Here is a 21,626-nt window from a genome sequence, read left to right on the forward strand (position 1 = left end):
TTAACTTGCAGACAAATCTATCTATTTATCACTACATTCTATGTGGATAATTTGGTTATCAAGTCCTCTTTCATGATGGCTATCTTAAGGTGTTGGCGGATGGCGTCAATAGTTAACCTACTATAAGCACTATATGTCTATACAGCTAATTGATTTAGACAGTGAGCTTACACTTCTTGATGTACCAAGGTCGGTATGTCAGCATATAGTGCCCAAGAACCTGTAATCTTATGTGAGTGGAACCTTGATGACTATCTACCTTGATTGCAATGCAACAGCCCCTATTTCTCCCTCGGTTTCAGCTCTGGTTACACATTACATGTGTGAGGAATTTGGGAACGCAGGGAGTCGTACACATGAGTTTGGTTTGAAGGCGAAGCAGGCTGTGGAGAAGGCTCGAGGACAAGTAGCATCTTTGGCCGACGCAGATAGAAGCGAAGTATTTTTTACCAGTGGCGCGACAGAAAGTAATAATATTGCCATTTTAGGGTTGAGAGCAGAAGCAGCTAAGAGTGGGAAAAAACATATAATTACAACCTCCATTGAACATAAAGCTGTTCTCGAGCCTATTGATTACCTTGCCAAAAATGGGTTTGATGTAACATATTTAAAGGTCAACAAAAGTGGTATTGTAGATCCGACAGATCTTCGAAAGGCATTACGTGAAGATACTCTTTTAGTATCTATTATGCATATAAATAATGAAACAGGTTCAATTCAACCTGTTAGTGAGATTTGTAAAGTACTCGCAGACCATAGTGCTTATTTTCATATTGATGCAGCGCAAGGTTATGGAAAATATCCCGAAGAGCTAACAAACAAAAGAATTGATATGTTGAGTGTGAGCGGGCATAAATTATATGCCCCTAAAGGTATCGGTGCACTTATTGTCAGAAGACGAGATTTTGTAAAAATTCCTTTGGAACCATTAATGTTTGGTGGTGGGCAGGAGAAGGGGTTACGACCGGGAACACTTCCAGTTGCATTGATTGTAGGACTGGGTTTAGCCTGTTTTGAAGCCCAGGAAAAACATTTGGAGTGGCGTGAGAAATGCCAAAAAATTAAATCTTCACTACTCGATACTCTTTTGCCACTCGGAGCTAAAGTGAATGGAGAAAATACTGCTAGTCATGTTTTAAATATTTCTATACCGCATGTGAATTCTGAAGCCGCAATGGTCGCTTTAAAAGGGGTAGTAGCAGTATCGAATGGTTCAGCCTGCACTTCCCAAAATTATACTGCAAGCCATGTTCTTGAGGCGATGGGCTGTGATGAAGAACGTATTGATGGGGCAATCCGCATTTCATGGTGTCATATGACAGAATCGCTTCCTCTAGATATCATTTTTGAGAAAATTCAGGGATTGCTGTGATATCGAAAAGTATAGCAAAAGCAGCCATTGAGGCATTAAATATACTCAATCGTGCATCATCTGTTTCTGATATATATAATGCCATTATTGAGTATAAACTATATGAATTTGGAGCCAGAGATCCAAAGTCTGTCGTAAGAATAACTTTGGATCGACATTGTATAAATAAGGCTATTGGTGCTATACATCAAAAACGTTTTTTTAAGAAACTAAATGATGGTCGATATGCATTAATGTCTAATATAAAGAGTGAGAGCGAATGCGTATTGAATGAAAATAAAACTAATACAGATGATGTTGAGCGCTCAATACTAGAACTTTATTCTTTAGCATCTTTACAGAAAGATAGGGTAAAAAAAGAAATTATTGAATATTTAAGAGGCTTAACTGCGGAACAATTTGAAGACTTTTGTCGAATATTTTTAATAAAATATGGTTTTCTAGAAATGAAATTAACGAAAAGAGGGCGTGATGGTGGTGTCGATGTCAGTGGATTATTGAGAGTAGGTTTGGCAAGCATGAGGGTTGCTGTGCAATGTAAAAAATACGCAGCAGAGAATAAAATAGGAAGGAGCATGATATCAGCATTTCGTGGGGATATTACTGGGGAGTTTGAACAAGGTATATTTATCACAACTAGCAGTTATACAAAAGAGGCTTTGGAAATATCTTTTAAACCATCATGTGTTCCAGTTGTGCTTATCGATGGTGAACAATTGGCAGACTTTATGATTGATAAAAGAATTGGAGTTCAGAGGGAGTTAATTGAAATATATGACTTTGAACAAGATCTACTATGGGACTAAAATAATAAATTGTAGTTATATATCTTTGTTTAGATCTAATTTTATAGGTATCCCTATGCTTCAATCTCTGAACCACTTAACCCTGGCCGTCAGTAATTTGCAACGCAGCCTGACCTTCTGGCGTGATTTGCTGGGGTTGCAGCTACATGCTGAGTGGGATACCGGCGCTTACCTTACCTGTGGCGATCTTTGGATTTGCCTTTCTTACGACGTATCACGTAATTACGTGGCACCGCAGGAAAGTGACTATACCCACTACGCATTCAGCATCGCGCCAGAGGATTTTGAGCGGTTCTCGTATAAGCTGAAACAGGCGGGAGTGACGGTCTGGAGAGACAATAAAAGCGAAGGGCAATCTTTCTATTTTCTTGACCCGGATGGTCACAAGCTGGAGTTGCATGTGGGAGATTTAGCATCTCGACTGGTGCAATGCCGTGAGAAGCCTTACTCTGGAATGCGTTTCGGATCTGGAAAATAATCACGCAACTTTGTGATCTTCCACCCAGTATTCAATTTCATGTCCCATTCTGGGGGCAAATCCCCAAACTAAAATCTCACAACCCATTAATTTTCAATTAATTAAACGAAAAGGCGAGTCCGGCCTTCACCCTCTAAATACCTCTTTCCTGTGCCACTCCACAAACCCATCTTTTGGATAATTCTCGCGCATCATCGGCAGCGCTATCGATTTACCGTCGAAATCCCAGAACAGTCTGCCCACCATGCTGCTGCCATTCACTGCGGGTGACACCTGTACCCGCATACTCTCATCCAGCCCAATCGAACCTTTATCAAAGGCTTTATGGTGGATTGCGCACAGCGCCAGTCCGTTTGAAATCTCGCACGGGCCGCCGTGCTGTTTCCATTTAATATGGGCAGCTTCCAGGGCGACAGAGGTGCTGTCGTGGCGCATATTGAAGCCACAAATGGCGCACTCATAATTATAGGCACGCAGAACCTGCTGGCGGAACAACGGGTCCCGCTGTTTGCGGATTTGCAGGATATCAAATCCCAGTTCATCCGCGATCTCTTCCTGAATGCTTTCGGTGAAGTGCGCCTCGAGGATTTGCTGGGCCAGGGCATTAATGAGATTCTTGTTCTTTTTCAGCAGGGCAAAATGCTGTTCATCAAAGCCTCCGGCAACGTTATGCGTCACCAGTTCTCCGGCAGGGGGCTGTTTGCTGCTGCCGGATGTTGAACAATGCTCGGCGTTTTGTAGCTCCCAGAACCCATCTCCCTGTAAGCGCCAGAAGGGCATATCCGGGCGGTACTGCGCGCGTTGTGGTCCAAATCGTTCCAGCAGGCTATGCAACGGGTCGCGAACTTCCGTACCGTAGTCAAACAGGCGACCGTGACCCTGCTGATAACCCGCCAGCACATGAAGCAGCAGCAGGGGCTTGTGCGGCGCGCGCTGCTCGCCTTTACGCCAGATGGTGATGTCGGCAATTGCCTGTTGCAGGGTTTTACTGGAACTCATTGATTTCATTATCAGGTAAATAATTGCGATGATGCTCGCAAAATATCACCTGATCAAGGGGGGATGAGACCGATACACTATCTTCGGTATTATTCATCGTACTTACTCATTATCTTTCACACTCCTGAATATCCCCATGCTCCAGAAAACAACGCCTGTAGGCATCTGGCCAAAAATGCGATCTAACTCACTGAAGCAAATAGCAAACTCTGAAACAACACTGATTTGTACACTTTGCTTTACACTTTTAGTGATGTGAATCACAAATAGTGACCCGCGAAGTGATCCGACTCTCACAAAATGGGGTGTACTCATTCACCAATACAAAATGAGAACAGCCTGGAAAGTAAAGTTTTCAGTATTTCCGGTCGCAGATAACGCTCAACAGCGAACGACAAAACAACATGCAAAAAAAACTTGTTGAATATGAATAGTTAAAAAAATGACGTGTGATTTGCATCACTCACATTTACAGCTTTTTGAATTATTGCCAGTGATTAATGTTGCTCGGACTATTTCCATAATCAATTAAATCTTGCATAGTGCCTGCACATTATTTCACCCCCTGACGCAGGAGGCGAATAGTTATATTTCATCAGACTTTATTGATGAACCAGGTATGCTTTACTTCACATTAATACGTACATGACCACTGTTACTGGAGAAACAAAATGAATTATCCGGCAGAACCCTTCCGTATTAAAAGCGTTGAAACTGTATCTATGATCCCGCGTGATGAACGCCTTAAGAAAATGCAGGAAGCGGGTTACAATACTTTCCTGTTAAATTCGAAAGATATTTATATTGACCTGCTGACCGACAGTGGCACCAACGCAATGAGCGACAAGCAGTGGGCCGGAATGATGATGGGTGATGAAGCGTACGCGGGCAGCGAAAACTTCTATCATCTGGAAAGAACGGTTCAGGAACTGTTTGGCTTTAAACATATTGTTCCGACTCACCAGGGACGCGGTGCTGAAAACCTGTTATCGCAGTTGGCAATTAAACCAGGGCAGTATGTTGCCGGGAATATGTATTTCACCACTACCCGTTATCACCAGGAAAAAAATGGCGCGGTGTTTGTTGATATTGTTCGTGACGAAGCGCACGATGCCGGTCTGAATATTGCGTTTAAAGGTGATATCGATCTTAAAAAATTACAAAAGCTGATTGACGAAAAAGGCGCCGAGAATATTGCCTATATCTGCCTGGCGGTGACGGTTAACCTCGCGGGCGGGCAGCCGGTATCGATGGCAAACATGCGTGCGGTACGTGAACTGACAAAAGCACACGGCATTAAAGTGTTCTACGATGCCACCCGCTGCGTAGAAAACGCCTACTTTATCAAAGAGCAAGAGCAGGGCTTTGAGAACAAGAGCATTGCAGAGATCGTGCATGAGATGTTCAGCTACGCCGACGGTTGTACCATGAGTGGTAAAAAAGACTGTCTGGTGAATATCGGCGGTTTCCTGTGCATGAATGATGACGAAATGTTCTCTGCTGCCAAAGAGTTAGTCGTGGTCTACGAAGGGATGCCATCCTACGGCGGCCTGGCCGGACGCGACATGGAAGCCATGGCGATTGGCCTGCGCGAAGCCATGCAGTATGAGTACATTGAGCACCGCGTGAAGCAGGTTCGCTACCTGGGCGACAAGCTGAAAGCTGCTGGCGTACCGATTGTTGAACCGGTGGGTGGTCACGCGGTATTCCTCGATGCGCGTCGCTTCTGCGAGCACCTGACGCAGGATGAGTTCCCGGCGCAAAGCCTGGCTGCCAGCATCTATGTGGAAACTGGTGTACGTAGTATGGAGCGCGGTATTATCTCTGCGGGCCGTAATAACGTGACCGGCGAACACCACAGACCGAAACTGGAAACCGTGCGTCTGACGATTCCACGCCGCGTTTATACCTACGCGCATATGGATGTCGTGGCTGACGGTATTATTAAACTTTACCAGCACAAAGAAGATATTCGCGGGCTGAAGTTTATTTATGAGCCGAAGCAGTTGCGTTTCTTTACTGCACGCTTTGACTATATCTAAACAATAATTATGGCCCCATCTCAGGATGGGGCTTTTTTGTATTTCTTTTCCATGAACAGGAAGCCTTTGCGGTGCCCGTTACCGTGACATAACTAAAAAAAGTAAACCCTGACTCCGACATTTTTATTATCCGCATGATGTACAAATGACAGCTGTAATTATAACGAATAGTCTACAGGAACATTTATCATGGATATTAATGCCATTGAGCGACAGAGTAGTACCCCCGGACTGATTAGCGGAACCATGTTGGTTATCGCGACCGTAGTGGGTGGCGGAATGTTTTCCCTGCCGATTGCGATGGCTGGCGTATGGTTCCCCGGTGCGTCGGTTATTCTTCTGTTTATTGCCATCATGATGTTATTAACCGGCCTGATGCTGGTTGAAGTTAACCTGCATTATGGCGCTGGTGCCAGTTTTAATACCTTTACCCAGGATTTATTAGGCCGTAAGTGGAATATCGTGGTGGGTATCGCTTTCGGTTTTGTGCTGTATATTCTGACCTATGCCTATATCTCCGGTTCATCGGCAGTGATGGCGCAAACCGTATTCAAATACAGTGGCGTACGTTTTCCGGCAAATATCTCGGTGATTATCGTCAGTATGCTGGTTGGGGCGATTGCCTGGTACAGCTCGTTGCTGGTTGGACGCATCACTACCGTGCTGATTATCGGTAAGTTTGTAGCGTTCTTTGCCACCTTCTCCGGACTGGTAGGCCATATCGAAGTGGCAAAACTTGTCGACAGCGTAGCGGTGGCGCTGCCTAATTCGCAGTATCTGCCGTATATCCTGATGACGCTGCCGTTCTGCATTATCTCGTTTGGTTTTCACGGTAACGTGCCGAGCCTGGTCAAGCTGTATGGCACGCGCGGGATTTCGAATATTACGCGCTCTATTATCATCGGCACGCTGTTTGCCCTGCTGCTGTATATCTTCTGGTTAGCCGTTACGATGGGCAACATTAGCCGTTCCGCATTCCCGCCGATTATCGCTAAAGGCGGCAATATCGACGTGTTTGTTGAAGCCATCAGCGGGTTGTTCACCAGCCGTTATATGGATCTAATCCTGACCTTCTTCGGCAACTTCGCGGTCGCCAGTTCCCTGCTGGCGGCGACGCTTGGCCTGTTTGATTATATCGCCGATCTTTTCCATTTCCCGGATGACGGCATGGGCCGCCTGAAAACCGCACTGGTGACCTACTTCCCGCCAGCCGCCGTGTGCTTCTTTTTCCCGAACGGTTTTGTGCACGCGATTGGTTACGCCGGTCTGGCCTTTACCATCTGGAGTGTGATCCTGCCGCCGTTCCTGGTGAAAGCCGCGCGGAAGCGTTTTCCGACCGCCAGCTATACCGCGCCCTGTAATAACACCGTGCTCAACCTGGTGATTATTTGTGGGGCGGTTGTCTATCTGACGGTGGTTCTGGACGTATTTGGTCTGCTGCCAACGTTTCGCTAGCGCAGGAGGCGTTATGTTTATGACATTGCTACGATTTCAGCATCCGCTGGTCTACCGTTTTGCGTGGCTTCGTCTGTGGGTCAGGGTGTTAAGGGCGTGCGGGCTGCGCAAGTGAAAGGGGGCTAGTTGCCGGATGCGGCGCTTGCGCCTTATCCGGCCGACAAATGAGCGTGAAACGCAGGCCTGATAAGCGAATCGCCATCAGGCATTACACGCGGAAGTAGCGTGGTGGGATCAACGCAGAAAAGGCGTCGAACTTCTTCACCATCTTTTTCCAGAACAACATAACAACAATCCTCGATTTGAAACATCGGCGCTATTTTAGTCAGCGCCGACAAATCGTAAAGCCTGTCACCTCGTTCCGATCCCGGGGCGGTGTAAACCTTTATGGTCACCGCTTCGTCAAATACGATTGCCGCGAATTTGGCGGGGTTGACAACGGGTTACGCCATAAACCAGTAATAAAAGAGACCGACTTTCAGGCCGAGGATCACAATGTAGGCGCAGCAGTATTTCATGGTGCCAGACATTATCTGGTTGGCCTGACCGTCCATTTTGGTAGCCGAAACTGCGATGGCGATGCTCTGTGGTGAAATCATTTTTCCGCCCGTTGCGCCGGAGGTGTTGGCCGCCGCCAGCCAGTTGGGATCGATATGCAGCTTACTGGCGGCAATGGTTTGCAGTTTACCGAACAGAATGTTCGAGTTGGTATCGCTGCCGGTGATAAATGTGCCCAGCGCGCCAATCACCGGGGCGAGGAAGACGTATGAGCTGCCGGTCAAATCAACAATCGACTGGGCCAGCGTGGAGATAATCCCACTGAGATCCATCACCGTGGCCAGCGCGACGATCGCCATAATCGCCACAATGGAATTTTTAAGCTGGAAAATAGTTTTGATAAACACTTCCAGCATCCCACGTGCCGATGCTCCCTGAATAAAACCGCCGATAATGGTCGCAAAGATGATCAGCATCCCCGGCGTGGTCACCCATTCAACTTTCAGCGCCAGCGTTTTGCCGTCGGCGAGCGTGAAATGCAGTACCGAGGCCAGTTGGGACGCCGCAGCTTTTATCGTCGGGAACAGCGGCGAACACAGCAGGATAAAGACAAAAATAAACAGATAGATAGAGCCCACGCGGAACAACACTTTTGCCGAGCGCGGCGTGGTTTCGCGGGTATGGCTGACCTCAATGCGCCATTCGGGATCGGTTTTCCCTTTGCGCAGGCGGCTGACCATCGCGACGGCAAGCAGGCTGACCAGGCTCCCGGCAAAGGCGGGCAATTCCGCGCCAAGATGGATAGCGACAAAATATTGCGGAACCAGCGTGGTGATGCCACACATCAGCGTGATCAGAAATACGCCGCGAATGGCTTTCAGGCCACCGCCAATTATGCAGACAATGACAAACGGCAGCAGGATATTAAACAGCGCCAGCTGCAAAATAATGGTTCCGCCTAAGGTATAAACCGGCAGATTAACCTGTTCCGCCAGAATAGAAACCGGGATCCCGACCGCGCCGAATGCGGTGGGAACGGTATTTGCCACCAGAGAGGCGATCGCCGCCTTCAGCGGGTTGAATCCGAGCGCAATAAGAATGCCGATCGGGATGGCGACCGCCGTGCCATAACCTGCCGCGGCTTCAAGAAATCCGCCAAAGCACCATGAAATCAGCAGCACCTGAATACGCTTATCTTCGCTAATGCTGGCGAGAATGTCGCGCAGAATATCCAGCGCTTTGGTCGCCTGCATGACGTTATAACTGAAGATAGCGCCGAGGATCACAATCACGATCGGCCATAATCCCTTCAGTGCGCCATAGCCTATCGCGGCTTTCAAATTCTGTACGGGCATTTCCCAGAATAGTGCCGATAGCGCGGCGGTGAATACTAAAGAGATTAGCACAGAATAATGGATGGGCATTTTCAATTTTAATATTAAAAATACCATCAGTAGTAACGGAGAGAGTGCCAGGGCAAACATAAAATATTCGTTCATTGCTATTCCCGATTGGTTCATTAAACCTGATTTATATTTATGGCGGGGAGGCTACCTTGCTGAATTAATAAAAGCTGTAAACTGAATCGCTTCAGTGGATAAAGTAATTATGATTTGTGGTTTTGTAACTATTGTAATCTTTTAATTAAGAATTAGCGCCGTGTAAATATACTTAAGATCAAGCTGAATACCCATAAGTAGTTATTTAACAACCTCTTTGATAATGGTAGTGACGAGAATAGTTATCCCCTGAAACTATTGTTAAGGTGTTAATAATGCTGTGATTTTAAATATAAAAATGTGAGCGATGCCGAAATAAATAAACCTGGGTATTGCATGTCCGAGTCGATTAGGGGATTATTTTGTTTTGTCATACAAATGAAAATGCAGACATTTGCGATTGTCCTGATATAAGAAATGGGGAGTCGCCATCAAAGGAAAACGATCTGAGCATCATTATGAACCCAGGCATTAGTAAAACGAGCAAACCGAAAAACTGGGTGTGAAAGACGATTGAACCTTTGCTTGATATAGCAATATCAAGCGCAATAAACAGAAATGAAGCAATGGAGTAGTTATTGTGAATGTAAATTTCTTTGTTACTTGCATTGGTGACGCACTGAAATCACGGATGGCACGAGACTCCGTATTGCTGCTGGAAAAACTTGGTTGTCGCGTGAATTTCCCCGAGAAGCAAGGGTGTTGCGGTCAGCCAGCCATCAACAGCGGTTACATTAAAGAAGCGATCCCCGGGATGAAAAACCTGATCGCCGCGCTGGAAGATAACGACGATCCGATTATCTCTCCGGCAGGCTCCTGCACCTATGCGGTAAAAAGCTACCCGACCTATCTGGCCGATGAACCTGAGTGGGCGATCCGTGCTGAGAACGTTGCCGCGCGTATGCAGGATCTTACCTCTTTTATCGTCAACAAACTCGGCGTGGTGGATGTCGGCGCCAGTCTGCATGGCCGTGCCGTATATCACCCCTCCTGTAGCCTGACCCGCAAGCTGGGGGTGAAGGAAGAGCCGCTCACATTGCTGAAAAACGTACGCGGGCTGGAACTGCTGACGTTTGCCGATCAGGACACCTGCTGCGGCTTTGGCGGGACGTTCTCGGTCAAGATGGCTGAAATATCCGGCGAGATGGTGAAAGAGAAAGTTTTCCACCTGATGGATGCGAAGCCGGAATATTTGATTGGCGCAGACGTCAGCTGCCTGCTGAACATTGGCGGTCGACTGCAACGGGAAGGTCAGCCGGTCAAAGTGATGCATATTGCTGAAGTGCTGATGAGCCGCTGAGGGAAAGTAAATGTCGATAAAAACCAGCGATGTAGAATTTAAACTGCGCATTCGTCAGCAGATTGAAGACCCGATCATGCGCAAAGCCGTGGCCAATGCGCAGGAGCGTATCGGCGCGAATCGACAGAAAATGGTCGATGAGTTAGGCCACTGGGAAGACTGGCGTGATCGTGCCAGCCAGATCCGCGATCACGTTCTGAGCAATCTCGATGCTTACTTGTATCAACTCTCCGAGAAAGTGACGCAAAACGGCGGGCACGTCTATTTCGCCAAAACCAAAGAAGAGGCCACCCGCTACATTCTGCAGGTCGCGCAGAATAAAAATGCGAAGAAAGTGGTGAAGTCCAAGTCGATGGTGACCGAAGAGATCGGCGTTAACCATGTGCTGCAGGATGCCGGAATTCAGGTGATCGAAACCGATCTCGGCGAGTACATCCTGCAATTGGATCAGGATCCGCCTTCGCACGTCGTGGTCCCAGCTATTCATAAAGATCGCTATCAGATCCGCCGTGTGCTGCACGAACGTCTGGGCTACGACGGCCCGGAAACGCCGGAAGCCATGACCTTATTCATTCGCCAGAAGATCCGCGAGGATTTCCTGAGTGCCGAAATCGGTATTACCGGTTGCAACTTTGCCGTGGCGGAAACCGGCTCGGTGTGTCTGGTGACCAACGAAGGTAACGCGCGCATGTGCACCACGCTGCCGAAAACGCACATTGCGGTAATGGGTATGGAGCGTATCGCACCGACGTTTGCCGATGTGGATGTGCTGATCACTATGCTGGCGCGCAGCGCCGTGGGCGCACGCCTGACGGGCTACAACACCTGGCTGACCGGCCCGCGTGAGGCGGATAACGTTGACGGACCGGAAGAATTTCATCTGGTGATTGTCGATAACGGGCGCTCGCAGGTGCTGGGTTCAGAGTTTCGTGATGTGCTGCGCTGTATCCGCTGCGGGGCCTGTATGAACACCTGTCCGGCGTATCGTCATATCGGCGGGCACGGCTATGGCTCTATCTATCCAGGCCCCATCGGCGCGGTGATCTCTCCGCTGCTCGGCGGCTATAAAGATTTTAAAGACCTGCCGTATGCCTGTTCACTGTGCACGGCCTGTGACAGCGTCTGTCCGGTGCGGATCCCTCTGTCAAAACTGATCCTGCGTCATCGCCGGGTGATGGCCGAGGAGGGCATTACCCCGAAAGCCGAGCGACGGGCGATCAAAATGTTCGCTTATGCCAACAGCCATCCAGGGCTGTGGAAGGTCGGCATGATGGCCGGGGCCCACGCGGCAAGCTGGTTTATCAATGGCGGTAAAACGCCGCTTAAGGTTGGCGCGATTGGTGACTGGATGGAGGCGCGCGATCTGCCTGATGCTGACGGCGAGAGTTTCCGCAGCTGGTTTAAGAAACATCAGGCGCAGGAGAAAAAAAATGGATAACCGTACCGCATTTTTAAACACCGTCGCCCAGGCGCTGGGTCGCCCGCTGCGTTTCGAGCCACAAGCGGATGCCGCGCCGGTTAACAACTATGCCAACGAGCGCCTGACCGAACTGAGCCCCGAGCTGCGCTGCGAGGCGTTTATCCAGTTTGCCAGCGAGGTGATGCTGGCCCACTGTGAACTGACCCGCGAGGATCAGGCGGCAGACGCGGCGCTCCGTCTGTGTGAGGAGCTGGGGTCGCAACCGGTGGTACTGAGCGGCGACAGTCGGCTGGTGGAACTGGGCATTACCGAACGCTTACAGCAGGCATGTAACGCCGTGGTCTGGGACCCGGCGCGCGGTAGCGAAAATATTACCCAGGCCGAGCAGGCTAAAGTCGGCGTGGTCTATGCCGAGTATGGCCTGACTGAGTCCGGCGGCGTGGTGCTGTTTTCTGCGCCGGAGCGTGGGCGTTCCCTGAGCCTGTTGCCGGAGTCGTCGATTTTCGTGCTGCGTAAAAGCACCATCCTGCCACGCGTGGCGCAACTGGCAGAAAAACTGCATCAGAAAGCGCAGGCCGGTGAGCGTATGCCGTCGTGCATTAACATTATCAGTGGACCCAGTTCGACGGCGGATATTGAGCTTATCAAGGTGGTTGGGGTGCATGGCCCGGTGAAGGCGGTGTATCTGATTATTGAGGATTGCTAAGACAGGATGGAAAACCGCTCTGGCGCGACTGGCCAGAGCGGGACAGACGTTATGCAATCATGCTGATGATCAACACGATTATCAGGCCCACCACGGAGTTCACCAGTTCCAGCAGACCCCAGGTTTTCAGCGTATCCTTCACCGACAGATCAAAGTAGCCTTTGAACAGCCAGAACGAGGCATCGTTGATGTGGGTTAGGGTGTTGGAGCCTGCCGCCGTTGCCAGCACCAGTAACGCAGGATCGACGCCCACCAGTTGACCGGTTGCCGGGTCGAGGATGGCTGCGCTGATAATTCCCGCCGCCGTCATGGCTGAAACCACGCCCTGGCCGGTTGCCAGACGAATCAGCACGGTTATCAACCACGCCATGATGTACGGAGAAATATTGCCGTGCGACATCAGCATACCGATGGTGTCGCCAATGCCGGTATCGATGATGGTCTGCTTCAGTACGCCGCCCGCGCCGATGATCAGGATCACCATAGCGATACTTTTCACCGCGTTTTCAAAGGCGTTCATGACCCATTGCATATCGTGACCACGCGCGGTACCAAACAGCACGAAGGCAACAATCATGGCGATGAACATCGCAATCGGTGAAGAGCCGAGGAAGTTGACCACTTCCCACGCTTGTGTCCCTTTTACCAGCCAGATATTGGCGATGGTGGTGGAGATCATGATGATCGCCGGGATCAGCGGCACCAGAATAGACACGCCAAATGACGGTAGATTGTTCTGGTCAACCGGGACGTCGGCTTTCATGAATGAAGGCGTCGGGCGATCGAGGTTGCCGAGAAACTTCGGCAGGATAAGCCCGGCGCAGATCACGCTCGGAATGGTCACCAGAATACCGTAGATGTAGACCATGCCCATGTCAGCGCCGTAGGCGTTAACCAGCGCCACCGGGCCAGGCTGCGGTGGGAACAGGGAGTGAGCGGTGGTGGCGGCGGCAACGGCGGGAATCGCCAACTTGAGGAAGGGGATCTTCGCTTCTGCAGCAATAACGATCACCAGCGGCGCCAGCATAATAAACGCCACTTCATAGAACATCGCCAGGCCGAAGATCAGACCAATAATGATCACCGACAGCTGCACATAGCGCAGGCCGAGGCGCGCCAGTAGCGTATGGGCAATCTGATGCGCCGCCCCGGAATCAACCATCAGCTTACCGATGACCGCCCCGAATACCACGATAATCGCCAGCTCTCCCAGCGTACTGCCGAAACCGGATTTCATGGTGTGCAGCAGTTCCATTAAATCCATACCCGCCAGCATACCGACCGAGAGCGCCGCCAGCAGCAGGGCGACCATCGAGTTTATTTTGAATCTTAGATTAAGTACCAGCATCAGACCGATGCCGAATACGACCCACAGAATATTGAGAACGTGCATAAAACGTCTACCTTCTTTTGGTTGAACCATTATGATTTTGGTTGAGATGTTACATATATTGGTTAACCATTGATGCGATAGATGTCACATTGCGTTACATGTTTACATATTTACCGTGTGTTTTTGCGCCATACATAGGATCTCAACGCCTTTCAGTGTGATTTGGTTAACCAATTTTGGCGCTGAGGTTGACATGTAATACCAAAAGGAGGAATTTATGCGCCATATCGTCGAGTCCATAACGTAAACGAGGAATAAAACATGGAACAGACATGGCGCTGGTATGGCCCTAACGATCCGGTCACCTTAGCGGATGTGCGTCAGGCGGGTGCCACGGGCGTTGTCACCGCCTTGCACCATATCCCGAACGGGGAAGTGTGGACGGTTGATGAGATCCTAAAGCGCAAAGCGATTGTTGAGCAGGCGGGCCTGGTCTGGTCGGTCGTCGAAAGTGTGCCGATCCACGAAGACATTAAAACCCGTTCTGGCAACTATCAGCAGTGGATCGCCAATTACCAGCAGAGCCTGCGTAACCTGGCCCAGTGCGGCATTCGTACGGTGTGCTACAACTTTATGCCGGTTCTCGACTGGACCCGTACCGATCTGGAATACGTCCTGCCGGACGGCTCCAAAGCGTTGCGTTTTGACCAGATTGAATTTGCCGCCTTTGAGTTGCATATCCTCAAACGCACGGGCGCGGAAGCGGACTACACCGCCGAAGAAATTGTTCAGGCGAATGAACGCTTCACCACCATGAGCGAGGAAGACAAAGCGCGTCTGACCCGCAATATCATCGCCGGTCTGCCTGGCGCGGAAGAAGGCTATACCCTCGATCAGTTCCGTCAGCACCTTGAGCGTTACAAAGATATCGATAAAGCTGCGCTGCGCGAGAATTTTGCCGTCTTCCTGAAAGCGATCATTCCGGTGGCAGAAGAAGTGGGTGTGCGTATGGCGGTCCATCCCGACGATCCGCCGCGCCCGATCCTCGGCCTGCCGCGTATTGTTTCCACCGTGGAAGATATGCAGTGGATGGTAGATACGGTCAGCAGCATGGCGAACGGTTTTACCATGTGCACTGGCTCCTACGGTGTCCGTGCGGACAACGATCTGGTTGATATGATCAAACAGTTTGGTCCGCGCATTTACTTCACCCATCTGCGCTCCACGCTACGTGAAGATAACCCGAAAACTTTCCATGAAGCGGCGCATCTTAACGGCGACGTTGACATGTACGAAGTGGTGAAAGCGATCGTCGAAGAAGAGCAACGTCGTAAAGCTGAGGGTAAAGAGGATCTGATCCCCATGCGGCCGGATCATGGTCACCAGATGCTTGACGATCTGAAAAAGAAAACCAACCCCGGCTACTCCGCGATTGGTCGCCTGAAGGGGCTGGCGGAAGTACGCGGTGTTGAAATGGCTATCCAGCGCGCTTTCTTCAGCCGTTAAAGCAGATTTGCCGGTCACCTGTCTGGCCGGCTTTTTCCTTTTCTCTTCCGTTGGTATTCCAACGGCTTCTGGAGTTCACGATGACAACGACAATTGCCAATAGCAACCTGCCGGTTGCGCGCCCCGTATGGGACAGTTCTCGCCTGCAATCCCGTATTGTTCACCTCGGATGCGGTGCTTTTCACCGCGCGCATCAGGCGCTGTACACCCACCATCTGCTGGAAACCACCGACAGCGACTGGGGTATCTGTGAAGTTAACCTGATGCCGGGTAACGACTGCGTACTGATTGAAAATCTGCGCAAGCAGCAACTGCTGTATACCGTGGCGGAAAAGGGTGCGGACAACACCGTGCTGAAAGTGATTGGCTCGATGAAAGAAGCGCTGCACCCGGATCTTGACGGTTGCGACGGTATTTTACAGGCCATGGCGCGCCCGCAGACGGCGATTGTCTCGCTGACGGTCACGGAAAAAGGGTACTGCACCGACGCTGCCAGCGGCCAGTTAGATCTCAATAACCCACTGATTAAGCACGATCTGGCGAACCCAACCGCGCCGAAATCGGCGATTGGGTACATCGTACAGGCGTTGCATCTGCGTCGTGAGCAGGGGCTGGCGGCCTTTACCGTGATGTCCTGCGATAACGTGCGTGAAAATGGTCATGTGGCGAAAGTCGCGGTGCTGGGCCTGGCGCAGGCGCGCGACCCGCAGTTAGCGGAGTGGATTGCAGCTAACGCCACCTTCCCATGCACCATGGTAGACCGCATTGTTCCGGCAGCGACGCCAGAAACGTTGCAGGAAATTGCCGACCAGTTGGGCGTTTACGATCCGTGTGCTATTGCCTGTGAGCCGTTCCGTCAGTGGGTGATTGAAGACAATTTCGTCAACGGTCGTCCGGACTGGGATAAAGTCGGCGCGCAATTCGTTGCCGATGTGGTGCCGTTTGAAATGATGAAATTGCGCATGCTTAACGGTAGCCACTCTTTCCTCGCGTATCTGGGCTATCTTGGCGGGTATGAAACTATCGCCGATACCATGACGAATCCCGCGTATCGCAAAGCGGCGTTTGCACTGATGATGCAGGAACAGGCGCCGACGCTGGCGATGCCGGAAGGCACCGATCTCAACGCCTACGCGACGCTGCTGATCGAACGTTTTAGCAACCCGTCTCTGCGCCACCGCACCTGGCAGATTGCGATGGATGGCAGCCAGAAACTGCCGCAGCGCCTGCTGGATCCGGTACGTATGCATTTGCAAAACGGCAGCGACTGGCGTCACCTGGCGCTTGGCGTCGCGGGCTGGATGCGTTATACCCACGGCGTGGATGAGCAGGGGCAGGCCATTGATGTTGTTGACCCAATGCTGGCTGAATTCCAGCGTATTAACCAACAATACCAGGGGGCTGAACGCGTGACGGCGCTGCTGGGGCTGAGCGGTATTTTTGGCCATGATTTAGCGGAAAACGCCGACTTTGTTGAGACGGTTGTCGCCATCTATCAACAACTGTGCGAGCTGGGCGCGCGTGAGTGTGTTGCCGCGCTAAGCGCTGACGCTTAATTCCCCGAACTATGACGGGTCAATCAAAATACTGATTTGGTTGACCCGTTTTCTGTTTTTGACTTGCCGCAAATGCTATAGTTCGATACCTATTCACCGTATCTGATTACACGCTTCTGACGGACATAACACGATGAAATCGAACACTTCTCAACAAAGACCCTACCAGGAAGTGGGTGCCATGATCCGCGATCTGATTGTCCAGACGCCGTACCAGCCCGGTGAGCGTTTGCCGCCGGAGCGTGAAATTGCTGAGATGCTCAATGTCACTCGCACGGTGGTACGCGAAGCATTAATCATGCTGGAAATTAAAGGACTGGTGGACGTACGTCGCGGTGCCGGAATCTACGTGCTCGACAGTGCGGATGCGCAGAGTATCGACAGTACCGATGCAAATCACTGCAACGATGCCGGTCCGTTTGAACTGCTGCAGGCACGCCAGTTGCTGGAAAGCAACATCGCTGAATTTGCCGCGCTGCAGGCCACTCGCGAAGATATCGTGAAAATGCGTCAGGCGTTGCAACTGGAAGAGCGTGAGCTGGCCTCCAGCGAACCGAATGGATCCGAAAGCGGTGACATGCAGTTTCATCTGGCGATTGCTGAAGCCACGCATAACAGCATGCTGGTGGAGCTATTTCGCCAGTCATGGCAGTGGCGTGAGAACAACCCGATGTGGATCCAGCTTCATAGCCACCTCGATGATACTCATTACCGTAAAGAGTGGATGGTCGACCACAAGCAGATCCTGGCGGCGTTAATTAAAAAGGACGCCCGCGCGGCCAAGCTGGCAATGTGGCAGCATCTGGAAAACGTCAAACAACGGCTGTTGGAATTTTCAAATGTCGATGATATCGACTTTGATGGCTATCTGTTCGAGTCCTGGCCGCTGGATAAAGTTAACGCCTGATTTTCTTTCTTCAGCCACACGGGCAGCTTCGATCCGTGTGGTACTTTCCCTCGTGATTATTCCCATTTTATCGTGCTGAATTGGACATAAAAAATTTTGTCTGACACCTCAGCCGAGATTTTTTCGTCGTCTTTCCACGACGTAAATTGATTTATATCAATTAAAAATAACTTAATTTTGCATGCGAAAAAATGGGTTATTTACCTTATTTTTACCTTTTCGTGCGTATTTTTAGACAAAACAGGTCAGCATTAAGTGAGAATCAAAGTGATTCCGGTAGTGGTTTGGATAGAACCGCTTTGCATAACAGTACATAAAAACAAGCAGTTCGCATAAAAGTAGACATTAATAACGGTATGTAACTTATTGGCTGTAATGATGTTTTGATTAAGTGCAATTGTTCTTGTCAATGCTTTAAGCGTTTTTAATCAAATGAATAAAAATGAATATATGTAAAGTTAAAATTACACATTATTCTATAAACAAGTTATCTTTCACTTGAAATATCGTTCCATTTTTCTGCTTTTTATTAACAGTTTTATTACGATTGTGAATGTTTTTTACCGTTGACATGTTTTTACACTGACTGCATATTTCATCGCCATAAGCGTCTTATTGCGTTCAGGAGATGATGACGATGCCTTCTCGAGATTATCCAGATATCCGAAAAGCCAGGGGTACCCGATCTAAAGATATGGTTCTTTTAAGTGCCCGTGTTGATAATTCTCTGTGGGAATATGTCCGAACGCTGGCATTTGAAACGCGAAAAAGTAAACAAGACATTATCGCTGAGGCGTTAATGCTACATCGCTCTATTAACCAGGGCGAGAATCAAGAGTAAACCTGGCTGACCTTATTCCGGATTTTGAATGAAATCTGAGTAGTGAATTATTTATTGCCACTTCATTATTGCCTTTATTGGTGTGTTATTGATTTCTCCCCTTGGTATTCAGGGGGCTTTTTTATGAGGACTTTCTGCCTTCATAACAAAGTTGATAGCAAAATTCACAATTAAAAGTGAGTAAAAATATGAAAAAGTCAGCAGTGGTATTAGCAGTGATGGCATTAGGCATCACTACCGCTCATGCAGCGGAAATTTATAATAAAGATGGCAACAAACTTGATTTGTACGGCAAAGTGAAAGCGGTCCACTCCTGGACTGACGGCACCGATGCTGACGGCACCTACGCACGTCTGGGTTTTCGCGGTGAGACTCAAATCAACGATCAACTGACTGGCTATGGTCAGTTTGAAAGTCAGTTTGATGCCGCTAAAGCAGAAGGTTCTCAGAATGGTGTTAATACACGTCTGGCGTTTGCTGGTCTGGATTATGGCCATGACGTTAGCTTTGACTACGGTCGTAACTACGGTATCGCTTACGACGTGGGAGCTTACACTGACACTCTTTCAGAGTTCGGCGGTGACTCCTATGAAAATACTGACCGCTTCCTTACTACACGCACTTCTGGCGTTGCAACACTCCGCACCAAAAATCTGTTTGGTGCCGTTGATGGCCTGAGCCTGGGCGCGCAATATCAGGGTCAGGATGATACCGATAAGGATCCGACGAAACAGCACGGCAATGGCTACGGCTTCTCCCTGGGCTACGACAATATCGCCGATTCCGGCGTGTCTGCGATTGCGGCCTACACCACCAGTTCCGTGACTGCTCAGCAGAAACAGAATGGTTGGGATGGCGAAAACGCAGAATTCTGGGGCGCTGGCCTGAAGTATGATGCTAACGCCATCTATGTAGCGACGATGTACGGTGAGTCCCACAACCTGATTCAGGATGCGGACAAAGCTAAGCACTTTGAAGCGATGGCTGCGTATGTGTTTGATTTTGGTCTGCGTCCGAATGTGGCCTACGTCCATACGCGTGACAACAACAATAATGACCTGACCGAATATGTGGCGCTGGGTACGGACTACTACTTCAACAAAAATATGGTTGCTGATGTAGGTTATAAAATTAACCTGCTTGATGGTGCTGACGGTGACAACCAGGTTGTTGCGGGTCTGACCTATCAGTTCTAATTTGTTGTGATAATATGTAAAAGGCGTCTTTTGTAAGACGCCTTTTTTACATCTACCTGCTTTTAAAGGAGCAAGTTAAACCGATCAGGATTAGTAACCCGCGTGATTTTTTTAAACCAGGATATATGTGTTATCTGAAGACGGTGGTGATGTTGAGTCAAAATGTCCATTTTTACGCATTTTAAAGTGCGTTTATAAATTAACGGTTGTGAATTGTAATTTTCCTGGCGGGTATTTTGTTCGTTATTTAGGTTTACCGAAACGCTGTTTATATAATTGCGTGAAGCTAATAATCATAGCAATAAACAACGCAACGGCACCACACAGCGTGGCGTTAATTATGGCCTGAGCACCGCTTCCCAGCAGATTAATATTGCGCGGCACGCTAAGTTGACGGGCGAGCGGCATCACCAGCGAGGTGGTCCCTTTAAAGATTCGCCAGCGTCAGCAGGGAAGGAATTTGCGACAGGAGATATAACAGCAAGCCAATAGAACCGCCGACCAGCGTGCCGTTGACGCGAATAAACTGCAAATCTTTGCCAATGTTTAGCTCAATTTGCTGTGACATATCGCATGCATCCCAGCTTTTCACTGTGTCGCTAATGTGGCGCGTCAGGAAGGTGGCGAACTCTGGCGCAATCTTATGCGCGGCCTGCTCCAGATGCCCATTCAATGAAGCGCGCAGGGCGCTGTCGGCAACCAGCGTTTCGCCGAACCACTGCCCGGCATTAGCAATGCGCTGCTTCACGCGAGAATCCTCGGCGTTGATGTCGGTTTTCAGCCACTGACGCAGGTCTGCCCACAGCTCGCCGAGATAACGGTTGAAGGCTTCGTCTTCTTTCAGATAGCTTTTGAGGCTTTCCGCTCGCACGGCCATTTCCGGATCGTGTTTGAGCTTATCGATGAGCTTAAACGTCGCGCGATCGAAGGCGTGGCGGATCTGATGGGCGCGATCGTGGCTGATGTCATCCAGCAAGGAGTTTACGGCGTCAGAAACCAGCTCGGCGCTGTGCTCGCCCAGCCATTCGGTCGGCAGGATCTTCGCTTTCAGCGGATGTTCGGTCTCCAGCCAGTGCACGATCTGCCGGGCGATAAACGCTCGCGAGCTGTCGCGTTGTAACAGAGAGATCAGTTGGGCGATCAGCGTGTCGAGCAGCACCTGATGGCGATTGTTTTTGGTCATGCTTTCCAGCATCAATGCGCTGGTTTCTGAGAGATCAACCTTATCGATGGCCTTGTGCACCGCCCGCTTGATCAGCCGCTGAATGCGCGCGTCGTCGGTCAGTTCGAGAAAACCGCTCATAATTTGCAGCAGGTGCTGGCCAATACGCCGGGCATTTTCCGGCTGGCTGAACCAGTTTCCGATCAATAGCGCCGGTTCATGGCGGCGGATCAGCGCAACCAGGGACTGAGTGTCGAGAAATTTTTCCTGCACAAACTGTCCGAGATTTTCCCCGATCCGATCCTTATTGCGTGGGATAATTGCAGTATGTTGCGAGATAAACGGGAGCGGCACCCGGCGAAAAAGTGCCACCACGGCAAACCAGTCCGCCAGTGCGCCGACCATCGCCGCTTCAGCGATCGCTTTGATTCCGAGCACCCAGAAGTTAGGCGGCAGAAACAGCGTGATAACGAAAGTGGCGGCGGCAATCAGCAGCAATGAGAGCGCCAGTCGCTTGGCGCGTTTGAGTTCAGTAATTTTATTCATAGGC

The 21,626-nt window shown here is 49.8% G+C and carries 17 protein-coding genes and 1 pseudogene; 13 read left to right on the forward strand and 5 right to left on the reverse strand.

What is annotated here, in order from left to right:
• The first annotated feature begins 247 nt into the window (after positions 1-247).
• The 3 genes from dndA to FDW96_RS01200 are packed head-to-tail and all read left to right on the forward strand — an operon-like array spanning position 248 to position 2,656.
• Positions 248-1,372: a cysteine desulfurase DndA gene (gene dndA, locus FDW96_RS01190; protein WP_111771462.1), complete on the forward strand. Its 1,125-nt coding sequence runs from the start codon at positions 248-250 to the stop codon at positions 1,370-1,372.
• Entirely contained in the window at positions 1,369-2,178 is an 810-nt protein-coding gene (locus FDW96_RS01195; protein WP_137365104.1) for a restriction endonuclease, read from the forward strand. The genes dndA and FDW96_RS01195 overlap by 4 nt, the downstream gene beginning before the upstream one ends.
• A 55-nt stretch (positions 2,179-2,233) precedes the next feature.
• A complete protein-coding gene (locus FDW96_RS01200; protein ID WP_137365105.1) occupies positions 2,234-2,656 on the forward strand; it encodes a FosA7 family fosfomycin resistance glutathione transferase in 423 nt (140 codons plus the stop codon).
• Between the two features lie 126 nt (positions 2,657-2,782).
• Here the strand turns inward: FDW96_RS01200 and FDW96_RS01205 are convergent, their stop codons facing one another.
• The gene (locus FDW96_RS01205) at positions 2,783-3,655 is read right to left on the reverse strand and encodes a phosphorothioated DNA-binding restriction endonuclease (RefSeq protein WP_137365106.1); all 873 of its coding nucleotides are present in this window, start codon (positions 3,653-3,655) and stop codon (positions 2,783-2,785) included.
• Between the two features lie 671 nt (positions 3,656-4,326).
• On the opposite strand from FDW96_RS01205, the gene FDW96_RS01210 reads away from it, so the two are divergent.
• Positions 4,327-5,697 carry a tyrosine phenol-lyase gene (locus tag FDW96_RS01210; protein WP_038636869.1) on the forward strand — a complete coding sequence of 457 codons (1,371 nt, stop codon included), beginning with the start codon at positions 4,327-4,329 and terminating at the stop codon, positions 5,695-5,697.
• Positions 5,698-5,886: 189 nt separating this feature from the next.
• Positions 5,887-7,152, forward strand: coding sequence for an aromatic amino acid transporter (locus FDW96_RS01215; RefSeq protein WP_042312624.1), 1,266 nt, complete (start codon positions 5,887-5,889; stop codon positions 7,150-7,152).
• 443 nt (positions 7,153-7,595) lie between these two features.
• On the opposite strand, the gene FDW96_RS01220 is transcribed toward FDW96_RS01215, so the two are convergent.
• Positions 7,596-9,149 carry an L-lactate permease gene (locus FDW96_RS01220; protein ID WP_137365107.1) on the reverse strand — a complete coding sequence of 518 codons (1,554 nt, stop codon included), beginning with the start codon at positions 9,147-9,149 and terminating at the stop codon, positions 7,596-7,598.
• 580 nt (positions 9,150-9,729) lie between these two features.
• On the opposite strand from FDW96_RS01220, the gene FDW96_RS01225 reads away from it, so the two are divergent.
• Genes FDW96_RS01225 through FDW96_RS01235 form a run of 3 tightly spaced genes read left to right on the forward strand, consistent with a single transcriptional unit; the run spans position 9,730 to position 12,575 of the window.
• Positions 9,730-10,449, forward strand: a complete 720-nt coding sequence (locus FDW96_RS01225) for a (Fe-S)-binding protein (RefSeq protein ID WP_042312620.1) — start codon at positions 9,730-9,732, stop codon at positions 10,447-10,449.
• A 10-nt stretch (positions 10,450-10,459) separates the two neighbouring features.
• Entirely contained in the window at positions 10,460-11,887 is a 1,428-nt protein-coding gene (locus FDW96_RS01230; RefSeq protein WP_079225573.1) for a LutB/LldF family L-lactate oxidation iron-sulfur protein, read from the forward strand.
• A complete protein-coding gene (locus FDW96_RS01235) occupies positions 11,880-12,575 on the forward strand; it encodes a lactate utilization protein C (protein WP_137365108.1) in 696 nt (231 codons plus the stop codon). The genes FDW96_RS01230 and FDW96_RS01235 overlap by 8 nt, the downstream gene beginning before the upstream one ends.
• A gap of 49 nt (positions 12,576-12,624) precedes the next feature.
• Here FDW96_RS01235 and gntP read toward each other — a convergent pair whose 3' ends face one another.
• Positions 12,625-13,968 (reverse strand): gluconate permease GntP, encoded by a 1,344-nt coding sequence (gntP, locus tag FDW96_RS01240; protein WP_038636883.1) that lies wholly within the window; start codon positions 13,966-13,968, stop codon positions 12,625-12,627.
• A 261-nt stretch (positions 13,969-14,229) separates the two neighbouring features.
• Here gntP and uxuA point away from each other — a divergent pair, with 261 nt between their 5' ends.
• The 5 genes from uxuA (at position 14,230) to FDW96_RS01265 (ending at position 19,914) form a co-directional block, all read left to right on the forward strand.
• A complete protein-coding gene (uxuA, locus tag FDW96_RS01245) occupies positions 14,230-15,414 on the forward strand; it encodes a mannonate dehydratase (RefSeq protein ID WP_137365109.1) in 1,185 nt (394 codons plus the stop codon).
• A gap of 80 nt (positions 15,415-15,494) precedes the next feature.
• On the forward strand, positions 15,495-16,970 hold the full coding sequence (locus tag FDW96_RS01250; RefSeq protein ID WP_137365110.1) for a fructuronate reductase: 1,476 nt from the start codon (positions 15,495-15,497) through the stop codon (positions 16,968-16,970).
• A gap of 133 nt (positions 16,971-17,103) precedes the next feature.
• Positions 17,104-17,877: a Uxu operon transcriptional regulator gene (uxuR, locus tag FDW96_RS01255; protein WP_061382826.1), complete on the forward strand. Its 774-nt coding sequence runs from the start codon at positions 17,104-17,106 to the stop codon at positions 17,875-17,877.
• Between the two features lie 637 nt (positions 17,878-18,514).
• The gene (locus FDW96_RS01260) at positions 18,515-18,718 is read left to right on the forward strand and encodes a hypothetical protein (protein ID WP_042312608.1); all 204 of its coding nucleotides are present in this window, start codon (positions 18,515-18,517) and stop codon (positions 18,716-18,718) included.
• 188 nt (positions 18,719-18,906) lie between these two features.
• Entirely contained in the window at positions 18,907-19,914 is a 1,008-nt protein-coding gene (locus FDW96_RS01265) for a porin (protein ID WP_061382827.1), read from the forward strand.
• 243 nt (positions 19,915-20,157) lie between these two features.
• Here FDW96_RS01265 and FDW96_RS01270 read toward each other — a convergent pair.
• Positions 20,158-20,346 (reverse strand): annotated as a pseudogene (locus tag FDW96_RS01270) (MFS transporter); the annotation flags it as partial.
• On the reverse strand, positions 20,342-21,622 hold the full coding sequence (locus tag FDW96_RS01275) for a DUF445 domain-containing protein (RefSeq protein ID WP_212732843.1): 1,281 nt from the start codon (positions 21,620-21,622) through the stop codon (positions 20,342-20,344). The pseudogene FDW96_RS01270 and the gene FDW96_RS01275, both read right to left, overlap by 5 nt.
• Positions 21,623-21,626 lie beyond the last annotated feature (4 nt).

Source organism: Citrobacter sp. TBCS-15 (assembly GCF_005280815.1).
Taxonomy (GTDB): Bacteria; Pseudomonadota; Gammaproteobacteria; order Enterobacterales; family Enterobacteriaceae; genus Citrobacter; species Citrobacter werkmanii.